This window comes from Pontibacillus sp. HN14 (assembly GCF_021129245.1).
In the GTDB taxonomy this organism is placed as follows: Bacteria; Bacillota; Bacilli; order Bacillales; family BH030062; genus Pontibacillus.
In genome coordinates this window covers 775,896-794,384 of the sequence record NZ_JAJOLR010000001.1, presented here as the reverse complement: position 1 = coordinate 794,384, position 18,489 = coordinate 775,896, and the positions used below count along the sequence as shown (strand labels likewise).

Here is an 18,489-nt window from a genome sequence, read left to right as displayed (position 1 = left end):
AAGGTAGCATACCAAAGATTGCACCAAAAAAAGGCAGCCATTGTAGGCTGCCTTTTTTTATTATACTTTCTTTTCGATTTCAGCATCTTTTTTCAGTTTATCAACAAGCTTTTTCTCTTGTTCACGTTGTTTTTGTTTTTTAATAGAATTTTTAATTTGATCTTTTACTTCTTTTAGCTCCGGAACTTCTTGTTCGCTTCCTTCGCTACTTTCAGCTATTTTATCGTATTGTTTTTGGATTTCTTCGTCTGTTACTTTTACTTCTTCAGTGTTTTCAGTAACAAATTTGTCAATCATCATTTGCGTGCGAAGTTGGTCTTTAACTTCTTCTTTAGAAATTTCTTCTTGTTCTAAAAGCTTGTTAAACTGCTCTTCTCCACCATTTTGCTTGATAAGGTTATCAAGGTCTTTTTGAACTTCTTCATCAGACACACTTACATCTGAAGCTTCAGCCTCTTGTTTCACGATTTCTAAATTAATAAGCTGAGTTAAAATAGAATCTTTCATTTGATTTAACTGCTCATCTTTAAGTTCCATCCCTTGTTGTTTCGCCATTTGCTTCTGTTGCTCAATAGAATCATTTAGGCGAGACATTGGAATTTCTTTCCCGTTAACAACGGCAGCAACGTCACCTTCAGCTTTTTTGTCATTGTTTTCAGAACTTTTTTCTTCTTTCTTTTCGTTATCTTGAGTTTCTTCTGTCGTTTCAGTATCTTTAGAGTCATTATCATTAGAGCCTTCGTCGCTACTAGAGCACCCTACGATTCCTACGGAAAGGACAAGGCCAGATAGCAATGTGGCCAGTTTTTTCTTGAATGTCAAAAGAACATCTCCCTTGCTGAAAATTCAATTCTGTTAGACTGTATCATACCACAAAGTCTCTTGTAAAATACATCCTCTTATAATGAGGCTTGTTCACTGTTTAAATGTCAATTTAAAGTCATGTTTGGGAACTATTTCACATAGGCATTAGTGAAGGTGGATATACAAGGGGGAAACTAAATATGAATCCATACCAATATAGTCAGTATGAACAAAGCCTTATTCAAAATGCATCCATGTATGAATTGCTTTCAAATTACTACAAATATATAGATCCTAATAAACATATGATGTACTACATGAAACATTATGAATGTATGCGCCAATTAACAGGAATGCACCGTACTGCTGAAGAGCAAAGAAGCCAACAATCACAATCAAATCAACAAACGATGTCTTATATAAGGGTACTACATGCTTCACCCAATGCGCCAAATGTAGACGTATATGTAAATGGACAAAAACTTTTGCAAAACGTAGCTTTCAAACAGGTCAGTCAATACGTTCCTGTCATGGCAGGAGATTACCGTATTAAAATTACCCCAACCGGTAAAACTGAAGCGGTACTGACGAAAGATATAAGGGTAGAGCCAGGGCAAGCTTATACAGTTGCCGCTGCTGGAAATGTGGAAGAACTAACGCTAGTCCCATACGTTGATGACACGACATCCGTTCAGGGTCAAGCAAAAGCACGCTTTATACATTTGTCTCCAGATGCCCCGCGAGTTGATATAGCGGTTAAAGGAGGGGATGTTCTGTTTCCGAATGTTGGCTTTAAAGAAGCCACCAACTACGTAACTTTACCTCCAACTCAAGTTGATCTGGAAGTAAGACCTGCTGGCACTAAACAAGTGGTTTTAACAATCCCCGGGGTCTCATTAGAAGGGAATAATGTTTATAACGCAGTAGCTGTAGGATATGCAAATGGAGAGCCTTCCTTAGAAGCCATATTTATATAAAAGAGAAAAACCCTTTTTATAAGGGTTTTTCTCTTTTTTAGGCTTTTCTTATAAAAGAAAGGGGTCTTTAATAGGAAATATTCCATTAAAGAGATTAAATTGTAGAAAGTTGTTTGAAAATTTAATATACTTAGAGTTGCGAAATAATAAAGGAGGAAAAGAAATGACCAAAACGTCTTATGACTTAACTTGGGATTTAGATATAATTTTTGAAGGCGGGAGTGATTCAGAGGCCTTCAAACAATACTTACATACTCTGAATGAAAACCTTAATGAATTATCATCAAAGGTAGACAACTTTAGAAGCCCTAAGACGGCTCAAGAAGTTGAGCCATTAGTGGATGTTATTAAACACCTAGAAACCGTAACGAAACAAATGAGAGAAAGTGGCGCTTTTATTAGTTGTTTGTCTGCACAAAATGTTGATGATAAAAAAGCCGGCCTCCTAAGAGCTCAAGTTAGCCAATTGGGGGCTCGATTCTCAACTTCCATGACACAAATGGACCAAAAGCTAGCAGAAGTCCAGGAAGATGTTTGGGAAGAGTTATTAACCTCATCTCAGCTAAATAGTCTCGAATATGTTTTGAATGAAAAGAGAAAGAGAGCTAACGAAAATTTACCTCTTGAACAAGAAGCTATTATTAACGACTTAAGTATTGATGGATATCATGCTTGGGGACAAATGTACAACACCATCGTAGGGAAAATGAGTGTTGAGGTAGAAGAAAACGGTGAAACTCACAACTTGTCTGTGGGCCAGGCTTCCAATAAATTAAGTGCAGCCGACCGTAATGTCCGACAAACGGTGTTTCATAAACTACAAAATGCTTGGACAGACCAACAAGACCTATTTGGAGAAACTATTAATCACTTATCTGGTTTTCGACTGCAGACATATAAACACAGGGGCTGGGACCATGTGCTGAAAGAACCACTAGACATTAACCGCATGAGTGAAAAAACACTAGATACAATGTGGTCTTCTATCACGAAATATAAAGGAACATTCGTGAAGTACCTTGAACGAAAGGCTCATTTACTCGGCCTAGAGAAACTAAACTGGTATGATGTAGGTGCTCCGATAACGAATGATGAAAAGACGGTCACGTATGATGAAGGGGCAAAATTTATCGTCGATCAATTTAACCAATTTGGTCCAAAAATGGCTTCTTTTGCAGAGATGGCCTTCGAAAAGCGATGGATCGAAGCTGAAGATCGGAGCGGTAAGCGTCCAGGTGGATTTTGTACTAGCTTCCCTGACAGTAAACAAACCCGTATTTTTATGACATATTCAGGGACAGCATCAAACGTAGCTACGTTAGCGCACGAACTTGGTCATGCATTCCATCAGCATGTTATGGATGATGTACACCCTTTAAATCAACGATATGCTATGAACGTAGCTGAAACAGCTTCCACCTTTGCTGAGATGATTGTCGCGGATGCTGCTGTTAAAAATGCAGAAACGGATCAAGAGCGACTTTCTCTTTTAGAAGATAAAGTGAATCGAAGCGTTGCTTTCTTTATGAACATTCATGCCCGCTTCTTATTTGAAACCAGATTTTATGATGAACGGAAAGAGGGACTTGTATCAGTTGAAAGACTGAACACATTAATGGAAGAAGCTCAAAAAGAAGCCTTCTGCGACGCTCTTGGAGAGTATGATCCTCACATGTGGGCCTCAAAACTTCATTTTCACATTACAGGTGTTCCGTTTTACAACTTCCCTTACACATTTGGATACCTATTTAGCCTTGGGATTTATGCGAAGGCTTTAGAAGAAGGGAGCGATTTTGAAGAGAAATATATTGATTTATTGAAAGATACAGGGAGTATGAGGGTGGAAGATCTTGCGAAGAAGCACCTTAATGTTGATCTTGAACAGCCCGAATTCTGGGAAAATGCGATTAAATTATGTGTAGCTGATGTAGAGGAATTCCTACGTCTAAGTGAATAGCAAGTTTTGCGGGAATGATGCTGGTACAAGCCTCATTCCCGCTATAAAAGAAATAAAATGAAATGGTTCCACTTATTCGCTTGACTTATGGTGAGGAAGGGAGTATCATGAAATTAATGAAGAAGACAACAGAATATAACTCGAATGCATAAAGACATCATTAGAACCATAAGATAAGTAATGAGTTACGATTTGAAAGATACTCCGATTCACATATTAGAAAGAGTATTAATTCACATTAGTACTTTTTCTAATATGTGATTTTTTATTACTTAATAAAAGTAACATATTAGAAATTAGTAATGGAGGTTTTCTCTAATGAAAACAGGTACAGTAAAATGGTTTAACGCAGAAAAAGGTTTTGGCTTCATCGAAGTACAAGGTGAAGACGATGTATTCGTACACTTCAGTGCGATCAACGAAGAAGGCTTCAAGTCTCTTGAAGAAGGCCAAAGCGTTGAATTTGAAGTAACAGAAGGTAACCGTGGACCACAAGCGGCTAACGTAACTAAATTATAAGAATTAAAAAGCTACCTCCAAAGGTAGCTTTTTATATATACTTTCTCTAAGTTTCAGTTCTCTAAAAGATGAAGGTATGGGAAAAGCAAGTGAACCATCATTTGTTTTTCTAATATAAGTCTTTTCCAAGGAGGCGTTTAGTAGATGGCATTTGGTAAAAAGAAACAAGAAGAGATCAAGAAGCAGGACCTGAAAATTTGGGAATGCTCCTCTGAAGATTGCAATGCATGGATGAGGGATAACTTTAAGTCTGAAGAAACCCCTACGTGTCCAATTTGCAAGAGCAAAATGGTGACATCTGTAAAAGAACTACAAGTCGTAGAGAATAACAGCGCTAAATGGAATTGATGATCCATAGAGGACCTCACAAATCGTGAGGTCTTTTTTTGTGCATGAGATAAAATGAATTTTCTTGCAATTGAAGGGGTAGATACGCTATCGTGTGTACAAATGGTATCGGGAGGTCTTTATGTGAATTTACACGTCGCTATACTTCAAATTGATATTACATACGGTGACCCTGTTAAAAATCAGAATTACATCGAATGGAAGATGGGTCAAACAGAAGCACTTCAAGATATAGATGTTGTGGTTATGCCTGAGCTTTGGAATACAGGGTATGACCTCACAAGATTAGATGAAATTGCGGACCCGCTTGGTGAAAATAGCCAACAATTTCTCTCTCAATTAGCCAAAAGGTACAGCGTAAATATTGTGGGTGGATCTGTAGCGAAGATAGAAAAAGGGAAAGCCACAAATACCATGTATGTGTTTAATAAAAATGGAGAATTACAATTAGAATATAGCAAAGCTCATTTGTTCCAACTTATGGATGAACATAAATATTTAAGTGCCGGGAGCGATAAGAGTCATTTTGATATTGAAGGTTATCCTAGCTCAGGATTTATTTGTTATGATATTCGCTTCCCGGAATGGATGAGGACCCACACGATAAATGGGAGTGAAATTTTATTTGTTGTAGCTCAATGGCCAACTCCACGTATTGATCATTGGAGAAGTCTCCTAATTAGCCGTGCAATTGAAAATCAATGTTATGTTGTTGCATGTAACCGCGTAGGTAGCGACCCTAAGAATTCTTTTGGTGGTCATTCAATCATAGTGAACCCGTGGGGGGAAGTCATAACTGAAGCAGGGGACCAGGAAATGATTCTTGAAGCTGAACTTGATATGAGTATTGTAGAAGGGATACGTACCCAGATCCCTATATTTCAAGACCGACGTACTGACTTATATGAATAATGATGAATTCTTCTAAAAGAAGCGAGTCCTAGAGGGACTCGCTTCTTTACGTTTGATATTGTTTCATAAACTTTCGATCGATGCGGTTTTTTAACTTCCATGCCAATTTGCCTTTATAGGACCATTTTCCGTAAAGAAGGAATCCTTCTTTTTCGCCGACTGACATAATTGCAAGCCATTTTTTCTGCGGGATATAATGACTTCCATCTCCAGTAGATAAAAAACCTTTAATGTTTTCCCATAGAATTGGAGCTTGACGAATGGCAAAAACGCCGTTTTTAGGAAGTTCCGGATGCTCAGATAGGCTAATGCAGTCTCCGGCTCCAAATATTGAAGGGTGTTTTTTTACTTGGAGAGTGGATTCTACTTGTAAATAACCTTTATTATCAGTGGGAAGTTTGGATTGTTCAAATACGCCGGGGGCTTTTGGGCCGGCTAGCCAAAGGGCATCCGTGTATTCGAGAGCATCTCCCTGGTCCATATATATATGATTCTTAGTCATTTTCGTAACATGACTGTCTTTAAGAATCGTAATTCCTTTCCTCGCGACTATTTGCTCCACTTTCCGTGAAATATCTTTTGTTTCACCAGAAAGCAATCGATTCGAGCCGCTTATGATTGTTACATCTTTCCCCTTATTATGTTTTTCTCTCCACGATTGCAATGATAATGCTAGTTCAACCCCTGCAATACCACCACCCACTATTGAGAGGTGCTCTGCATGCCTTACCTCATCAACCATTTGAGGGAAGTGATAGTTTGGTTTAATACGTCTAGCGTATTCTTTAACTCCTTCTAAATCTGTGCTTGCCGTAAGGGACCCAATGTCAAAGGACGCCACATCATACGATAGAACACTCCCTTGATCTGTGAGTAATATTTTTTGTTTCGCATCTATAGAGACAACAAACTCTTCTTTAAATTCTACAGAAGCTTGTTCACACAACCCTGGGAGGTACACGCTGATATCTTCTTCTGAATATAACCCCTCAGCGTATCCTGAGAACATACCTGAATAGTATTGATAGGGAGCGGGGGATAGGAGAGTCACCTCGACATCTTCCAGGGATTCTTTACGAAGTTGATTTATTATATGTAAATGGGCATGTCCAGCTCCTATTAAGAATAATTGCTTCATAGTTCTATTTTCATTCCTCCTCTTCTTATGTTCACACTATATCAGATATTAATTAAGGGAACCAATACGAGGACCCTAAAAAAATATACCCCTAGGGGTTGACGTTTTGTATCATTCGTATTAATATACCCATATAGGTATTAAACAAAAACCACTTGGAGGTATGAATATGAGTACAACAGTATTAGATGTAAAAGGTATGGCATGCCCAATGCCAATTATTAAAACAAAAAAATCCATCCAGGAACTTAACTCTGGAGATGTTTTAGAAGTACAAACAACAGACCAAGGTGCTGTTGCAGATTTATCTGCTTGGGCAAAATCTGGCGGACACGAAGTAGTAGACCACAAAGAAGAAGACGGAGTTATTACATTCTGGATTCGTAAGGGATAATAAAAGACAGAGGGGAGTTTTTTCACTCCCTTCTATACCCCTACTTGTATTAGTATGAAGGAGGAGTTAATCAATGTCTACAACCAAAAAGACAAACATCATTTTATTTAGTGGTGATTACGATAAAGCTATGGCGGCCTATATTATTGCAAATGGAGCAGCTGCTTACGACCATGAAGTTACAATCTTCCATACGTTCTGGGGATTAAATGCTCTTCGTAAAGATGAACAGGTTGAGGTTCAAAAAGGATTCCTAGAGAAAATGTTTGGCAAAATGATGCCTCGTGGAGCAGACAAAATGGGGCTTTCTAATATGAACATGGCTGGAATCGGACCTAAAATGATTAAGAAAGTAATGAAGAAGCACAATACCACTTCTTTACCAGCTCTAATTGAAATGGCTCAAATGCAAGAGATTAACCTTGTAGCATGTCAAATGACTATGGATCTTCTTGGATTCCAAAGAGAAGAACTTTTAGATGATATTACCTATGCAGGTGTGGCAGCTTATTTAGCAGATGCAGAAGAAGGAAACGTGAACTTATTTATCTAATTATAATTTTTCTCGTCCGATTAAAAGATCAGCTCCCAATCTTTTTTAGAAGGAATGTATAAGATCGGGGACTGATCTTTTTATTGGGTGTTAATTATTCAGCAAGAAGAAGCATGGGAGGCTGAAAAGATATGGATTTTTCTTTTATAATCACAATATTTCTCATTGGTTTCGCGGGGTCATTTGTATCTGGAATGGTTGGAATAGGTGGCTCAATCATTAAATATCCAATGTTATTATATATACCACCTTTATTAGGGTTCACAGCTTTTACAGCTCATGAAGTCTCCGGTATCAGTGCCGTTCAAGTCTTTTTTGCTACAATCGGCGGTGTTTGGGCATATCGTAAAGGTGGTTACTTAAATAAATCTCTTATTGCCTACATGGGAGTAAGCATTCTTATTGGTAGTTTTATAGGTGGATATGGATCTAGGCTAATGTCAGATACTGGTGTTAATTTAGTGTATGGACTGCTGGCTACAATAGCCGCTATCATGATGTTTATCCCTAAAAAAGGGATCGACGATGAGAATATGAATGAAGTTACATTTCCTAAAGCATTAGCGTCTATTCTTGCCTTTGTAACAGGAATTGGCGCAGGGATTGTTGGTGCAGCCGGTGCATTTATTTTAGTACCAATCATGCTGGTAGTTCTGAAGATTCCTACACGAATGACCATTGCTAGCTCTCTGGCTATTACATTTATTTCATCAATTGGTGCAACAGTTGGTAAGATTACTACAGGGCAAGTTGAGTACGGACCGGCAGCTATCATGATTGTCGCAAGTCTTCTCGCTTCACCTCTTGGTGCAAATGCTGCTAAAAAAATAAACACAAAAGTACTTCAAACGATCTTAGCCGTTTTAATTTTAGGAAGTGCGGTTAAAATCTGGTTAGAATTCTTTGGAGTGTAAATAATGGAGGAGACAATGTTCATTTAGAGCTTGTCTCCTTTTTCTCGTTGAACCACTATCTATATTGCGTTTACAGTGATATAATCACGATGGTACCATTTAAATATTGGAGGAATACAACCCATATGCTTAATGTAAATAATGTTAGTTTACGATTTGGCGATCAGAAGTTATTCGAAGACGTCAATATAAAATTCACAGCAGGAAACTGTTACGGTTTAATCGGTGCAAATGGCGCTGGTAAATCAACGTTTCTTAAAATCCTTTCCGGCGAGATTGAATCCCAGTCTGGAGATGTTTCATTAGCATCTAATCATCGTATGGCTGTATTGAAACAGAACCACTTTGAATATGAAGAATATGAAGTAATGCAAGTTGTAATGATGGGGTATAAGCGTCTTTATGAAGTAATGCAGGAAAAAAATGAAATTTATATGAAAGCAGATTTCACTGAAGAAGATGGTATGCGTGCAGCAGAACTAGAAGGTGAATTCGCTGAAATGAATGGTTGGGAAGCAGAATCAGATGCAGCAAGATTACTAACGGGTCTTGGTATTACTGAAGAACTTCACACCAAAAAAATGGCGGACCTAACAGGTTCTGAGAAAGTAAAAGTACTTTTAGCTCAAGCACTATTTGGAAATCCGGATGTTCTACTTCTGGATGAGCCTACCAACCACCTTGACCTGCGTGCGATTCAGTGGCTTGAAGAGTTTTTAATTAACTTTGAAGGTACAGTTATCGTGGTTTCTCACGACCGTCACTTCTTAAACAGTGTATGTACTCACATTGCTGACCTTGACTTTGGTAAAATTAATGTCTATGTAGGTAACTACGACTTCTGGTATGAATCCAGTCAGTTAGCTCAAAAGTTAGCAAAAGAAGAGAACAAAAAGAAAGAACAAAAAGCAAAAGAACTAAAAGAATTTATTCAGCGATTTAGCGCGAATAAATCTAAATCTAAACAGGCTACTTCACGTAAGAAACTACTTGATAAAATATCACTTGATGACATTCAACCATCAAGTCGTCGTTATCCTTATGTTGCCTTTAAGCCTGACCGTGAAATTGGTAATGACCTTCTTACTGTAGAAGGGCTTACAAAAACCATTGACGGTGTGAAAGTACTAGATAATGTATCTTTCACTATGAATAAAGACGATAAAATTGCGCTTGTAGGCGATAATGAAATTGCCAAAACAACACTATTTAAAATCATTATGGGAGAAATGGAAGCAGATGAAGGGACGTACAAATGGGGAGTAACCACTTCTCAGAGCTATTTCCCGAAAGATAACTCTGCATTCTTCCAAAACGATGATCAAACTCTAGTCGACTGGTTACGTCAATATTCACCAGAAGATCAGACAGAAACGTTCCTTCGCAGTTTCTTAGGACGTATGCTATTCTCCGGTGAAGAAGTGAAGAAAAAACCAAGCGTGTTATCTGGGGGAGAAAAAGTACGCTGTATGCTTTCTAAGATGATGCTAAGCGGATCAAACGTTCTTCTATTAGATGAACCAACAAACCACTTAGACCTTGAATCCATCACTGCTTTAAACGAAGGGCTTACAAACTTCAAAGGGTCCATGCTTTTCACTTCTCATGACCATCAGTTCATTGATACGATTGCAAACCGAATTATTGAAATCACACCAAATGGTCTAATCGACAAATATATGACGTATGACGAGTATATTAACGATGAGAAAGTAGAACAGCAGCGTAAAGAATTAATGCAAACATCATAAACTTATCTAAAGCCTGGAATATAATATTCCAGGCTTTTTTACATACAAATTGACTAATCTAACACGTAGCCGATTCTGCAACAATATGTGGCACATTGTACCTATTTTAAGAGATGAGAGGTTTCTTATCTTTCCTAAGCGGGGATTGTACAGTATCAATTCAATTAAAGGAGAGGTTATAATGGCAGGTGCGATGAATGACGCGAAGCGTGCTGCTAGACGAACCGAGCAAAAAGCGAACCAGGCTAGTCAGGATGTAAAACCTTGGGTTCGGGGATTTGCACGTTTCGGGTACACAGCCAAAGGCGCCGTTTATGTTTTACTAGGAATCTTATCTTTAATGGCTGCACTAGGTGTTAGCGGAGGAAAAACAACAGGAACAAAAGGTGCTTTAGCCACAATTGCTAGCAAACCTTATGGAAATATCATTCTATGGATCACAGCAGTAGGATTAATTGGATATGTAATGTGGAGAATTATACAGGTAGTGAAAGACCCTGAACACGAAGGGAAAGATACATCAGGTATTGGTAAACGAATTGCTTACTTAATTAGTGGGATCATTTACGGAGCACTAGCTTATAAGGCCATATCACTGGCATCAAGCTCTTTGGGTTCTTCCGGTGGATCTTCAGGTAATTCAAAACAAAGTTTAATTGCGAAAGTTTTATCTCAGCCAACTGGACAATGGATTATTGGAGCAGTGGGTGTCGTCATAATTGGATATGGACTTTATGAAATGTACAAAGGGTTCACGGAGAAATTTAAGAAAGAATTTAAATTTGGTGAAATGAATCAAGGTGAAAAGAAACTTGTTCGACGTACAGGCAAATATGGTCTCTTAGCAAGAGGTGTTGTGATGCTAATCATCGGATATTTCTTTATCCAAATGGCTATGACAGCCAGTTCACAACAAGCAACTGGACTCGATGCTGCGTTAGGAGAATTAGCCTCTCAACCTTATGGTAGATGGTTATTAGGTATCGTTTCTCTTGGCCTTGCATTATTTGGTGTATTCCAGATCTTAAAAGGGAAAAATCGTCACTTAAAGATTTCTTAAATAATAACGAGAGACTCCTCTATTACTGGGGAGTCTTTTTTTTGTTTTCATTTAAAGAAAAAATATGGTTTTACAAGGATAGGGTTTCCAGTACAATAGTAGGAGAAACCTCAGGGAGAAGGGGGCCTATAATGGAATCAATGTTAGCTTCCTATAGTCCGATTTTATTTTTAATTGCTATTTTACTTACCTTAATGACCTCATATACTGCTTTAGATCTATTTACGTTATATAAAACATCTGAACGGAATGGTCAGTTTCTATTTATAGGTGGAATGATTTCAATGGGAATTGGGATCTGGGTTATGAACTTTCTAACCATGCTATCTTCTGATTCATATAATGTGATGAATAATCAAGTTCCGCTGACTATTTTGTCCGTTGGATTAGGGATCACGTTTGCTGGAATCGCGTTTTATTTTGTTACAAATCACTCCGAGAAAGTAATGTATTTATTTCTGGGAAGTTTTTTCTTAACGATGGGGGTGTTCGCAACCCATGTGACAGGGATGTACACATTAAAATCATCTGTTTATTACCAGCCATTTATTCTCAGTTGGTCGTTAATCCTTCTATATGGATCTTTTCTATTAGCATTATGGATTTTATTTTACTATAAGAACTTAATTTATTCTAAAAACCCTTGGTTAAAACCCATTAGTTCCATCATTATTACAGGAGCAATTGTAGAAGGGTATTTCTTATTATCGAAATCAGTTTCCTTTGAGGAAGCCGTCATTACAAATGGTTTACCCGTTACTGGTAATCATTCTTTCTCTGTCTATTTCTTGTTATTTATGTCGGTATTAATCATTGCAGGAGTGCTCGTCTCTAGTACCTTATTAAATACAAGATTAGCATCAAAAGATACGTATGTTAGAGATATCACATTTGCTCTTGATCAATCATCCATTGTAGCCATAACAGACTCGAAAGGTATCATTACATATGTGAATCAAAAATTTTGTGAGATATCTGGTTATAAAGAAGATGAACTTATTGGTCAAGATCATAGCCTAATAAGTTCTGGGTATCATTCAAAAGATTTCTTTAAAGAACTTTGGAAAACGATAGGAACAGGACAGGTGTGGAAGGGAGAAATTAAAAACCAAGCGAAAGACGGGTCCTACTATTGGGTAGATACCACAATTGTTCCCTTTCTGAATGCTAAAGGAAAACCCTATCAGTATATAGCCATTCGATCAAATATTACCACAAGGAAAGAAGCAGAGCACCAACTTCGAAACGCGCTTAAAGAAGTACAAGATATTGAGTTTGCATTAAACCAATCAACGATTGTGGCTATTACAGATGAAAAAGGTAAAATCAAAACGGTAAATGATAAGTTCTGTGAAATATCTGGCTATACACGTGGAGAGCTAATCGGGGAAGATCATCGCATTTTGAATTCTTCCTATCATCCATCTCAGTTCTTCAAACAACTATGGAAGTCAATTGGCACAGGCCATGTTTGGAGAGGTGAAATTAGGAACAAAAAGAAAGATGGGACATTTTATTGGGTTGATACAACAATCATTCCGTTCATGAACGAAAGTGGAAAACCGTATCAATACTTATCCATTCGCAATGATATTACAGAGCGCAAAAAGACAGAAGAAGTGTTGCATCGACAAGATAAATTAGCAGCAGTAGGTCAACTAGCTGCAGGAGTTGCACACGAGATACGGAACCCCCTTACTTCAATGAGAGGGTATGCCGAATATCTTCAATTAGACGAGGAGGATCTTAATAGGAGAGATCTGCTCGATATTATTGTTGATGAAATTGAAAGGGTCAACGTCATTGTTGAAGAGTTTATGGTCTTATCAAAGCCGAGAGCCGTTCATTTAGAGGAAAAGAGAATAACCCCAATTATCCAAAACGTCTTATCATTATTAAATTATCAGGCCCGAAAAAATAAAGTATCCTTACAATTCCAAGAACCGAACGAGTCACCACTCCTTCATTGTGACGAGGACAGATTAAAACAAGTGTTTTTAAATCTTGTGAAAAATGGAATTGAAGCCAATGAACCTGGCGGTGAAGTAACGATCTTTATGGAATCATCAGACGAATTCTTAACGATATATGTACGTGATACAGGGGAAGGCATCCCAGAACATCAATTGAAACAGCTTGGGGAACCATTCTATACAACAAAAGAAAACGGGAACGGGTTGGGATTAATGATGACTTATAAAATCATTGAAAGTCATAACGGATCCATACGTGTAGAGAGTAAAAAAGGTCAAGGAACAACTTTCATTGTTTCGCTTCCAGTTCTAAGGGAAAATTGATTGTGAGTAAAAAAAGGAACGACTTCGTCGTTCTTTTTTTATTATTGAAAATCATGAACTTTTACCTTTTCATAGAGCCTAAAAACCGATATGATAACTAGTGCCACCGACATAAACGTTGTCGATTGGGGAGATTTTATGGTGATAAATCTCCAACATAAAAAGAGGAGGGACCTATGTGAAAAACAATAGTAGTGATCCCAGGTATAAAATCGCTCATCGCGAAGCTTTAATTGGAGTCGGTTTAGCCTTAATTAATTTTATATGGTGGTTTGCTTTTGCATACGGACTAGGGGACCGTTCTCCTGAAGATTATACGTATATACTTGGTTTACCCTCGTGGTTTGTTTATAGCTGCATAGGTGGATTCATTTTGATGGCTGTACTTGTTACATTTGTGGTAACCGTGTGGTTTAAAGAAGTTCCTTTCGATCAAGAGGAAGGAGGACAAGAATGAATCTGTCTGTCATTATTCCATTATTACTATTTTTAGTTGTCATTTTTATGATTGGATTATGGAGCAGTCGGGAGCTACATGCTTCTAATACTTTCTTAGAAGATTATTTTCTTGGTGGCCGTCAGCTAGGCGGATTTATCCTAGCTATGACAATGACCGCTACATACGGAAGTGCAAGCAGTTTTGTTGGAGGGCCTGGTGTAGCATATACCCAAGGGCTTGGCTGGGTTTTGCTTGCTATGAGTCAAGTGGCAACAGGATATTTTGTACTCATGATACTCGGAAAGAAATTTGCGATTATGTCAAGAAAATACAATGCCGTTACGCTAATCGATTTCCTAAAGGAAAGGTACCAAAGTAAATGGGTTGTGATTACTTCAGCCTTAAGTATCATCATTTTCTTATTTTCTGCCATGGCTGCCCAATGGGTAGGTGGAGCTAGGCTTATTGAATCCATTACAGGCCTGTCCTACACGAGTGCTCTTTTCTTATTCGCTTTATCTGTGTTGGTCTATGTCATTATTGGAGGATTCCGAGCCGTTGCCCTTACGGATACCGTTCAAGGAATTGTGATGTTCTTTGGGACTCTCATACTTCTTATAGCGACGATCATTGCAGGAGGAGGGGTTCCTTCCATTGTGGCTGACTTATCGGCAGAAAATCCTAACTTATTAACTCCTTATGGAGCTAATCTTGATCTAAGTCCGAGCTATGTATCCTCTTTTTGGATACTAGTGGGCGTGGGTGTCGTAGGGTTGCCACAGGTTACCGTTAGAGCTATGTCGTATAAAAGTTCTAAAGCTATGCATCGTGCGCTAATTATCGGAACGATTGTTGTAGGCTTTATCATGTTAAACATGCATTTAATAGGTGTGTTTGCACGACCTATCCTTCCAGGGATTGAAGTCGGAGACAAAGTTATGCCACTTATTGCGCAAGAAGTGCTTCCTCCTTGGTTAGCGGGAATCGTACTTGCAGCTCCAATGGCTGCCATTATGTCTACAGTGGATTCCTTATTACTTCTCGTCAGTTCAGCCATTGTTAAAGATGTCTACTTAAATTATATAAAACCAGAAGCAAGTAATCATAAGGTTAAACAGTTAAGTATTACCATCACTGCTGTTCTCGGGATCCTGGTATTTTTAATGGCGTTAAATCCTCCTGATCTTCTAATTTGGTTAAATCTGTTCGCGTTTGGTGGATTAGAAGCTGTATTCATATGGCCAGTCGTTCTGGGATTGTACTGGTCGAAAGGGAACAAGTACGGAGCATTAGCTTCTATGCTAGTAGGGATCAGTTCATATATTGCTATCGATCAATGGACAAGCTCCCCACTGTTTGGTATGCATACTGTTGTGATGCCAGTACTTTTATCATTAGTGATTTACATTCTTGTCAGTTTATTTACTCAACAGAAGACCAATGAAAACCTTCTATAAGTAATATAAATAACCCCATGACTTTTTAAAGTTATGGGGTTATCTCATTTAACTTTTTTTCATAACCTTTACCAATTAACACATACTAAGCAGGGGCCAAATAAGACCCCTATTCCATATATGAGGTGAATCTTTTATGACAAGAGGACAAAGTAAAAAAGGGAAAAACAAAAATAAAACACGTGATCTTTCTCAAACACCGAAGCATGACATTGTTGAAGACGGACGCGATGTAGAATTCTCACAAGAATTCGCAGATGAGGCGGATCGTAAAGCGCAAGAGCGCTCAAAAGAAGCAGACCAACGTGCGAAACATCATAATGAATAATGGTTAAACGTAAAGGCTGTTCCATAGCGGAACAGCCTTTTTATTTACTATTTAGGAAGCACTTTAGAGCGTGTTAAGAAACGCACGCCTTCTGGTCCCTCTAATGAAAACATACCCCCACGTCCTTCTACAACATCGATGATCAGCTGAGTATGTTTCCAATACTCATATTGTTTTTTGTTCATATAGAAAGGGCAACCTCCAATGTCACCTAGATGGACATCCGATTTTCCGATTAAAAAATCTCCTTCCGGGTAACACATGGGGGAGCTGCCATCACAACATCCACCTGACTGATGAAATAAAAGAGGGCCATGTTTGGCTTTTAACTTTTCAATAAGTTCAAGAGCCTCTTCTGTTGCTAGCACTTGTTCCATTTTAATAAAATCCTAATTTCTTCGGACTATAACTCACGAGCATATTTTTAGTTTGTTGGTAATGGGAAAGCATCATTTTGTGATTTTCACGCCCAATTCCTGACATTTTATATCCTCCAAACGCTGCATGAGCAGGGTAGGCATGGTAACAATTCGTCCACACACGACCCGCTTCAATCCCACGCCCAAATTGATAAGCGGTATTAATATTTCGCGTCCATACCCCTGCGCCTAATCCATATAGCGTATCATTGGCAATGTTCATCGCTTCTTCCTCAGATTTAAATGTCGTAACGGAAACGACTGGACCAAAAATTTCTTCCTGGAAGACTCTCATATCATTTGATCCTTTAAAGATAGTTGGATTTACGAAGTAACCTTCACTTAAGTCACCTTCTAATGTATTTCTAGATCCACCAATGAGACATTCAGCACCCTCTTCCTTGCCGATTTCCAAATAAGAAAGGATCTTTTCAAGCTGTTCACTAGAGGCTTGTGCCCCCATCATGGTTTCCGTATCCAGAGGATTTCCTTGTTTGATGGACTTAACCCTTTCAATTGCTCGCTCCATAAACTCATCATAGATAGACTCATCGATCAGGGCTCGAGAAGGGCACGTACAGACTTCTCCTTGATTTAAAGCAAACATGATAAATCCTTCAATGGCTTTATCCAGGAAATCATCATCTTTATCCATTACATCTTTAAAGAAGATATTTGGAGATTTACCACCTAATTCAAGTGTAACAGGAATGATATTTTGTGAAGCGTACTGCATAATTAATCGCCCTGTAGTCGTTTCTCCGGTGAAAGCAATTTTTGAAATTCGGTCACTTTGAGCAAGAGGTTTACCTGCTTCTACACCGAATCCGTTTACTATATTCACAACTCCTGGCGGAAGAATATCTTCAATTAACTCCATTAATACCATAATAGAAGCCGGGGTTTGTTCAGCTGGCTTCAATACGACGCAATTCCCAGCGGCTAATGCAGGAGCCAGTTTCCATGTAGCCATTAAGATAGGGAAGTTCCAAGGGATGATTTGCCCAACCACACCAAGTGGCTCATGGAAATGATAGGCAATGGTATCCCCGTCTACTTCACCAATTGAGCCTTCTTGAGCACGAATACATCCTGCAAAGTAACGGAAGTGGTCCACCGCTAATGGGAGATCGGCAGCGAGAGTTTCACGAACCGCTTTCCCATTATCCCATGTTTCTGCTACGGCTAACATCTCTAGGTTATCTTCCATTCGATCAGCTATTTTATTTAAAAGATTTGCTCGTTCTGTCGTTGATGTTTCTCCCCATGATTTCTTCGCTTCATCAGCTGCATCAATTGCCAGGTTGATATCATCTTCCGTCGATCGTGCTACTTCACAGAAGACTTGACCATTAACGGGGCTGACATTTTTGAAGTATTCACCACCAGATGGGGCTGTCCACTTTCCACCAATATAATTCTCATACCGTTCTTTAAATGTAACCTTTGAATTCTGTTCACCTGGATTTGCATAAATCATTATAATTGCCTCCTTAAGTGTATGTACGCTATTGATAGCGCTTTCAAATAATTGAACGACCACTCGGTATAGCTAATAGAGCATTCGTTATTTATATTCTAAATTTTCAGACTAATAGATGCAAGTAAAAAACACTTTACCCTCATCATTGCATTCAAGTAGTGAATCATGTTAAATAGGAAGGGAACTACATGTTAGGAGGACGATCCTTTTTGAGACTACAAGGAAAAAAAGTTATTCAGATTGTAAGTGATGAATTTGAAGACCTTGAACTATGGTATCCTGTTCTACGTTTACGTGAAGAAGGAGCAGAGGTTCATATTGCAGGGGAAAAAGCGAATGAACAATATACAGGGAAATATGGTGTTCCCATTACATCAGATTGTTCTTTCGAAGAGGTAGAAGCTAGTAATTATGATGCAATCCTTGTACCAGGTGGATGGTCCCCGGATAAACTTCGTCGATATGACTCGATTCTTAAAATGGTACAAAGTATGAATGAAGATAAGAAAGTCATCGGCCAAATCTGCCATGCAGGCTGGGTCTTAATTTCTGCGAATATCCTAAATGGCAAACGTGTTACGAGTACACCAGGTATTAAGGATGATATGATGAATGCCGGAGCTGAATGGGTGAATGAAGCTGTGACAGTTGATGGTCATTTGGTATCAAGCCGCAGGCCACCTGACTTACCTGACTATATGAGAGAATATATCCGTGTATTAGAAGAGCAATAAATAAA

Annotated in this window: 19 protein-coding genes; 15 read left to right on the top strand and 4 right to left on the bottom strand. The window is 38.4% G+C overall.

The features are described from left to right. Positions 1-60: 60 nt before the first annotated feature. A complete protein-coding gene (locus LQ226_RS03990; protein ID WP_231416533.1) occupies positions 61-822 on the bottom strand; it encodes a SurA N-terminal domain-containing protein in 762 nt (253 codons plus the stop codon). 182 nt (positions 823-1,004) lie between these two features. Between LQ226_RS03990 and LQ226_RS03985 the strand changes: the two genes are divergently transcribed. From LQ226_RS03985 to LQ226_RS03965, 5 genes are all read left to right on the top strand, one after another. Continuing rightward, positions 1,005-1,781, top strand: a complete 777-nt coding sequence (locus LQ226_RS03985) for a DUF4397 domain-containing protein (protein WP_231416532.1) — start codon at positions 1,005-1,007, stop codon at positions 1,779-1,781. 163 nt (positions 1,782-1,944) lie between these two features. Continuing rightward, on the top strand, positions 1,945-3,738 hold the full coding sequence (locus LQ226_RS03980) for a M3 family oligoendopeptidase (RefSeq protein ID WP_231416531.1): 1,794 nt from the start codon (positions 1,945-1,947) through the stop codon (positions 3,736-3,738). Positions 3,739-4,056: 318 nt separating this feature from the next. Beyond that, complete coding sequence (locus LQ226_RS03975) at positions 4,057-4,257, top strand: cold-shock protein (RefSeq protein ID WP_036779154.1); 201 nt, start codon at positions 4,057-4,059, stop codon at positions 4,255-4,257. 144 nt (positions 4,258-4,401) lie between these two features. Further along, on the top strand, positions 4,402-4,605 hold the full coding sequence (locus LQ226_RS03970; RefSeq protein ID WP_036779151.1) for a cold-inducible protein YdjO-related protein: 204 nt from the start codon (positions 4,402-4,404) through the stop codon (positions 4,603-4,605). A gap of 123 nt (positions 4,606-4,728) precedes the next feature. Further along, on the top strand, positions 4,729-5,517 hold the full coding sequence (locus LQ226_RS03965) for a carbon-nitrogen family hydrolase (protein WP_231416530.1): 789 nt from the start codon (positions 4,729-4,731) through the stop codon (positions 5,515-5,517). Positions 5,518-5,563: 46 nt separating this feature from the next. On the opposite strand, the gene LQ226_RS03960 is transcribed toward LQ226_RS03965, so the two are convergent. Next, on the bottom strand, positions 5,564-6,655 hold the full coding sequence (locus tag LQ226_RS03960; protein WP_231416529.1) for an FAD-dependent oxidoreductase: 1,092 nt from the start codon (positions 6,653-6,655) through the stop codon (positions 5,564-5,566). Between the two features lie 169 nt (positions 6,656-6,824). Here LQ226_RS03960 and LQ226_RS03955 point away from each other — a divergent pair, with 169 nt between their 5' ends. From LQ226_RS03955 to LQ226_RS03915, 9 genes are all read left to right on the top strand, one after another. Then, complete coding sequence (locus LQ226_RS03955; RefSeq protein ID WP_370635429.1) at positions 6,825-7,049, top strand: sulfurtransferase TusA family protein; 225 nt, start codon at positions 6,825-6,827, stop codon at positions 7,047-7,049. Between the two features lie 73 nt (positions 7,050-7,122). Continuing rightward, complete coding sequence (locus LQ226_RS03950) at positions 7,123-7,602, top strand: DsrE/DsrF/DrsH-like family protein (protein WP_231416527.1); 480 nt, start codon at positions 7,123-7,125, stop codon at positions 7,600-7,602. Positions 7,603-7,733: 131 nt separating this feature from the next. Continuing rightward, entirely contained in the window at positions 7,734-8,516 is a 783-nt protein-coding gene (locus tag LQ226_RS03945; RefSeq protein ID WP_231416526.1) for a sulfite exporter TauE/SafE family protein, read from the top strand. A gap of 125 nt (positions 8,517-8,641) precedes the next feature. After that, the gene (locus LQ226_RS03940) at positions 8,642-10,267 is read left to right on the top strand and encodes an ABC-F family ATP-binding cassette domain-containing protein (RefSeq protein ID WP_231416525.1); all 1,626 of its coding nucleotides are present in this window, start codon (positions 8,642-8,644) and stop codon (positions 10,265-10,267) included. 181 nt (positions 10,268-10,448) lie between these two features. Continuing rightward, positions 10,449-11,327, top strand: coding sequence for a DUF1206 domain-containing protein (locus tag LQ226_RS03935; RefSeq protein WP_231416524.1), 879 nt, complete (start codon positions 10,449-10,451; stop codon positions 11,325-11,327). A gap of 131 nt (positions 11,328-11,458) precedes the next feature. Continuing rightward, on the top strand, positions 11,459-13,624 hold the full coding sequence (locus tag LQ226_RS03930) for a PAS domain S-box protein (RefSeq protein WP_231416523.1): 2,166 nt from the start codon (positions 11,459-11,461) through the stop codon (positions 13,622-13,624). Between the two features lie 178 nt (positions 13,625-13,802). Further along, positions 13,803-14,081, top strand: a complete 279-nt coding sequence (locus LQ226_RS03925; protein WP_231416522.1) for a YhdT family protein — start codon at positions 13,803-13,805, stop codon at positions 14,079-14,081. Beyond that, entirely contained in the window at positions 14,078-15,520 is a 1,443-nt protein-coding gene (gene panF, locus LQ226_RS03920; protein ID WP_231416521.1) for a sodium/pantothenate symporter, read from the top strand. Before LQ226_RS03925 ends, panF begins: the two co-directional genes overlap by 4 nt. 136 nt (positions 15,521-15,656) lie before the next feature. Next, a complete protein-coding gene (locus tag LQ226_RS03915; protein ID WP_231416520.1) occupies positions 15,657-15,848 on the top strand; it encodes a YfhD family protein in 192 nt (63 codons plus the stop codon). Between the two features lie 47 nt (positions 15,849-15,895). On the opposite strand, the gene LQ226_RS03910 is transcribed toward LQ226_RS03915, so the two are convergent. Both LQ226_RS03910 and adh read right to left on the bottom strand, forming a co-directional pair. Beyond that, the gene (locus LQ226_RS03910; protein WP_231416519.1) at positions 15,896-16,225 is read right to left on the bottom strand and encodes a DUF779 domain-containing protein; all 330 of its coding nucleotides are present in this window, start codon (positions 16,223-16,225) and stop codon (positions 15,896-15,898) included. Position 16,226: 1 nt separating this feature from the next. Further along, positions 16,227-17,747, bottom strand: coding sequence for an aldehyde dehydrogenase (gene adh, locus LQ226_RS03905; RefSeq protein WP_231416518.1), 1,521 nt, complete (start codon positions 17,745-17,747; stop codon positions 16,227-16,229). Positions 17,748-17,959: 212 nt separating this feature from the next. Here adh and LQ226_RS03900 point away from each other — a divergent pair, with 212 nt between their 5' ends. Beyond that, positions 17,960-18,484, top strand: coding sequence for a type 1 glutamine amidotransferase domain-containing protein (locus LQ226_RS03900; protein ID WP_231416517.1), 525 nt, complete (start codon positions 17,960-17,962; stop codon positions 18,482-18,484). The last annotated feature ends 5 nt before the right edge of the window (positions 18,485-18,489 follow it).

Excerpts from the sequence above, each read along its gene's own strand:
- LQ226_RS03985 (WP_231416532.1), top strand. The coding sequence starts at position 1,005 with ATGAATCCATACCAATATAGTCAGTATGAACAAAGCCTTATTCAAAAT.
- LQ226_RS03980 (WP_231416531.1), top strand. The coding sequence starts at position 1,945 with ATGACCAAAACGTCTTATGACTTAACTTGGGATTTAGATATAATTTTT.
- LQ226_RS03975 (WP_036779154.1), top strand. The coding sequence starts at position 4,057 with ATGAAAACAGGTACAGTAAAATGGTTTAACGCAGAAAAAGGTTTTGGC.
- LQ226_RS03970 (WP_036779151.1), top strand. The coding sequence starts at position 4,402 with ATGGCATTTGGTAAAAAGAAACAAGAAGAGATCAAGAAGCAGGACCTG.
- LQ226_RS03960 (WP_231416529.1), bottom strand. The coding sequence starts at position 6,655 with ATGAAGCAATTATTCTTAATAGGAGCTGGACATGCCCATTTACATATA.
- LQ226_RS03955 (WP_370635429.1), top strand. The coding sequence starts at position 6,825 with ATGAGTACAACAGTATTAGATGTAAAAGGTATGGCATGCCCAATGCCA.
- LQ226_RS03950 (WP_231416527.1), top strand. The coding sequence starts at position 7,123 with ATGTCTACAACCAAAAAGACAAACATCATTTTATTTAGTGGTGATTAC.
- LQ226_RS03945 (WP_231416526.1), top strand. The coding sequence starts at position 7,734 with ATGGATTTTTCTTTTATAATCACAATATTTCTCATTGGTTTCGCGGGG.
- LQ226_RS03940 (WP_231416525.1), top strand. The coding sequence starts at position 8,642 with ATGCTTAATGTAAATAATGTTAGTTTACGATTTGGCGATCAGAAGTTA.
- LQ226_RS03935 (WP_231416524.1), top strand. The coding sequence starts at position 10,449 with ATGGCAGGTGCGATGAATGACGCGAAGCGTGCTGCTAGACGAACCGAG.
- LQ226_RS03930 (WP_231416523.1), top strand. The coding sequence starts at position 11,459 with ATGGAATCAATGTTAGCTTCCTATAGTCCGATTTTATTTTTAATTGCT.
- panF (WP_231416521.1), top strand. The coding sequence starts at position 14,078 with ATGAATCTGTCTGTCATTATTCCATTATTACTATTTTTAGTTGTCATT.
- LQ226_RS03915 (WP_231416520.1), top strand. The coding sequence starts at position 15,657 with ATGACAAGAGGACAAAGTAAAAAAGGGAAAAACAAAAATAAAACACGT.
- LQ226_RS03910 (WP_231416519.1), bottom strand. The coding sequence starts at position 16,225 with ATGGAACAAGTGCTAGCAACAGAAGAGGCTCTTGAACTTATTGAAAAG.
- adh (WP_231416518.1), bottom strand. The coding sequence starts at position 17,747 with ATGATTTATGCAAATCCAGGTGAACAGAATTCAAAGGTTACATTTAAA.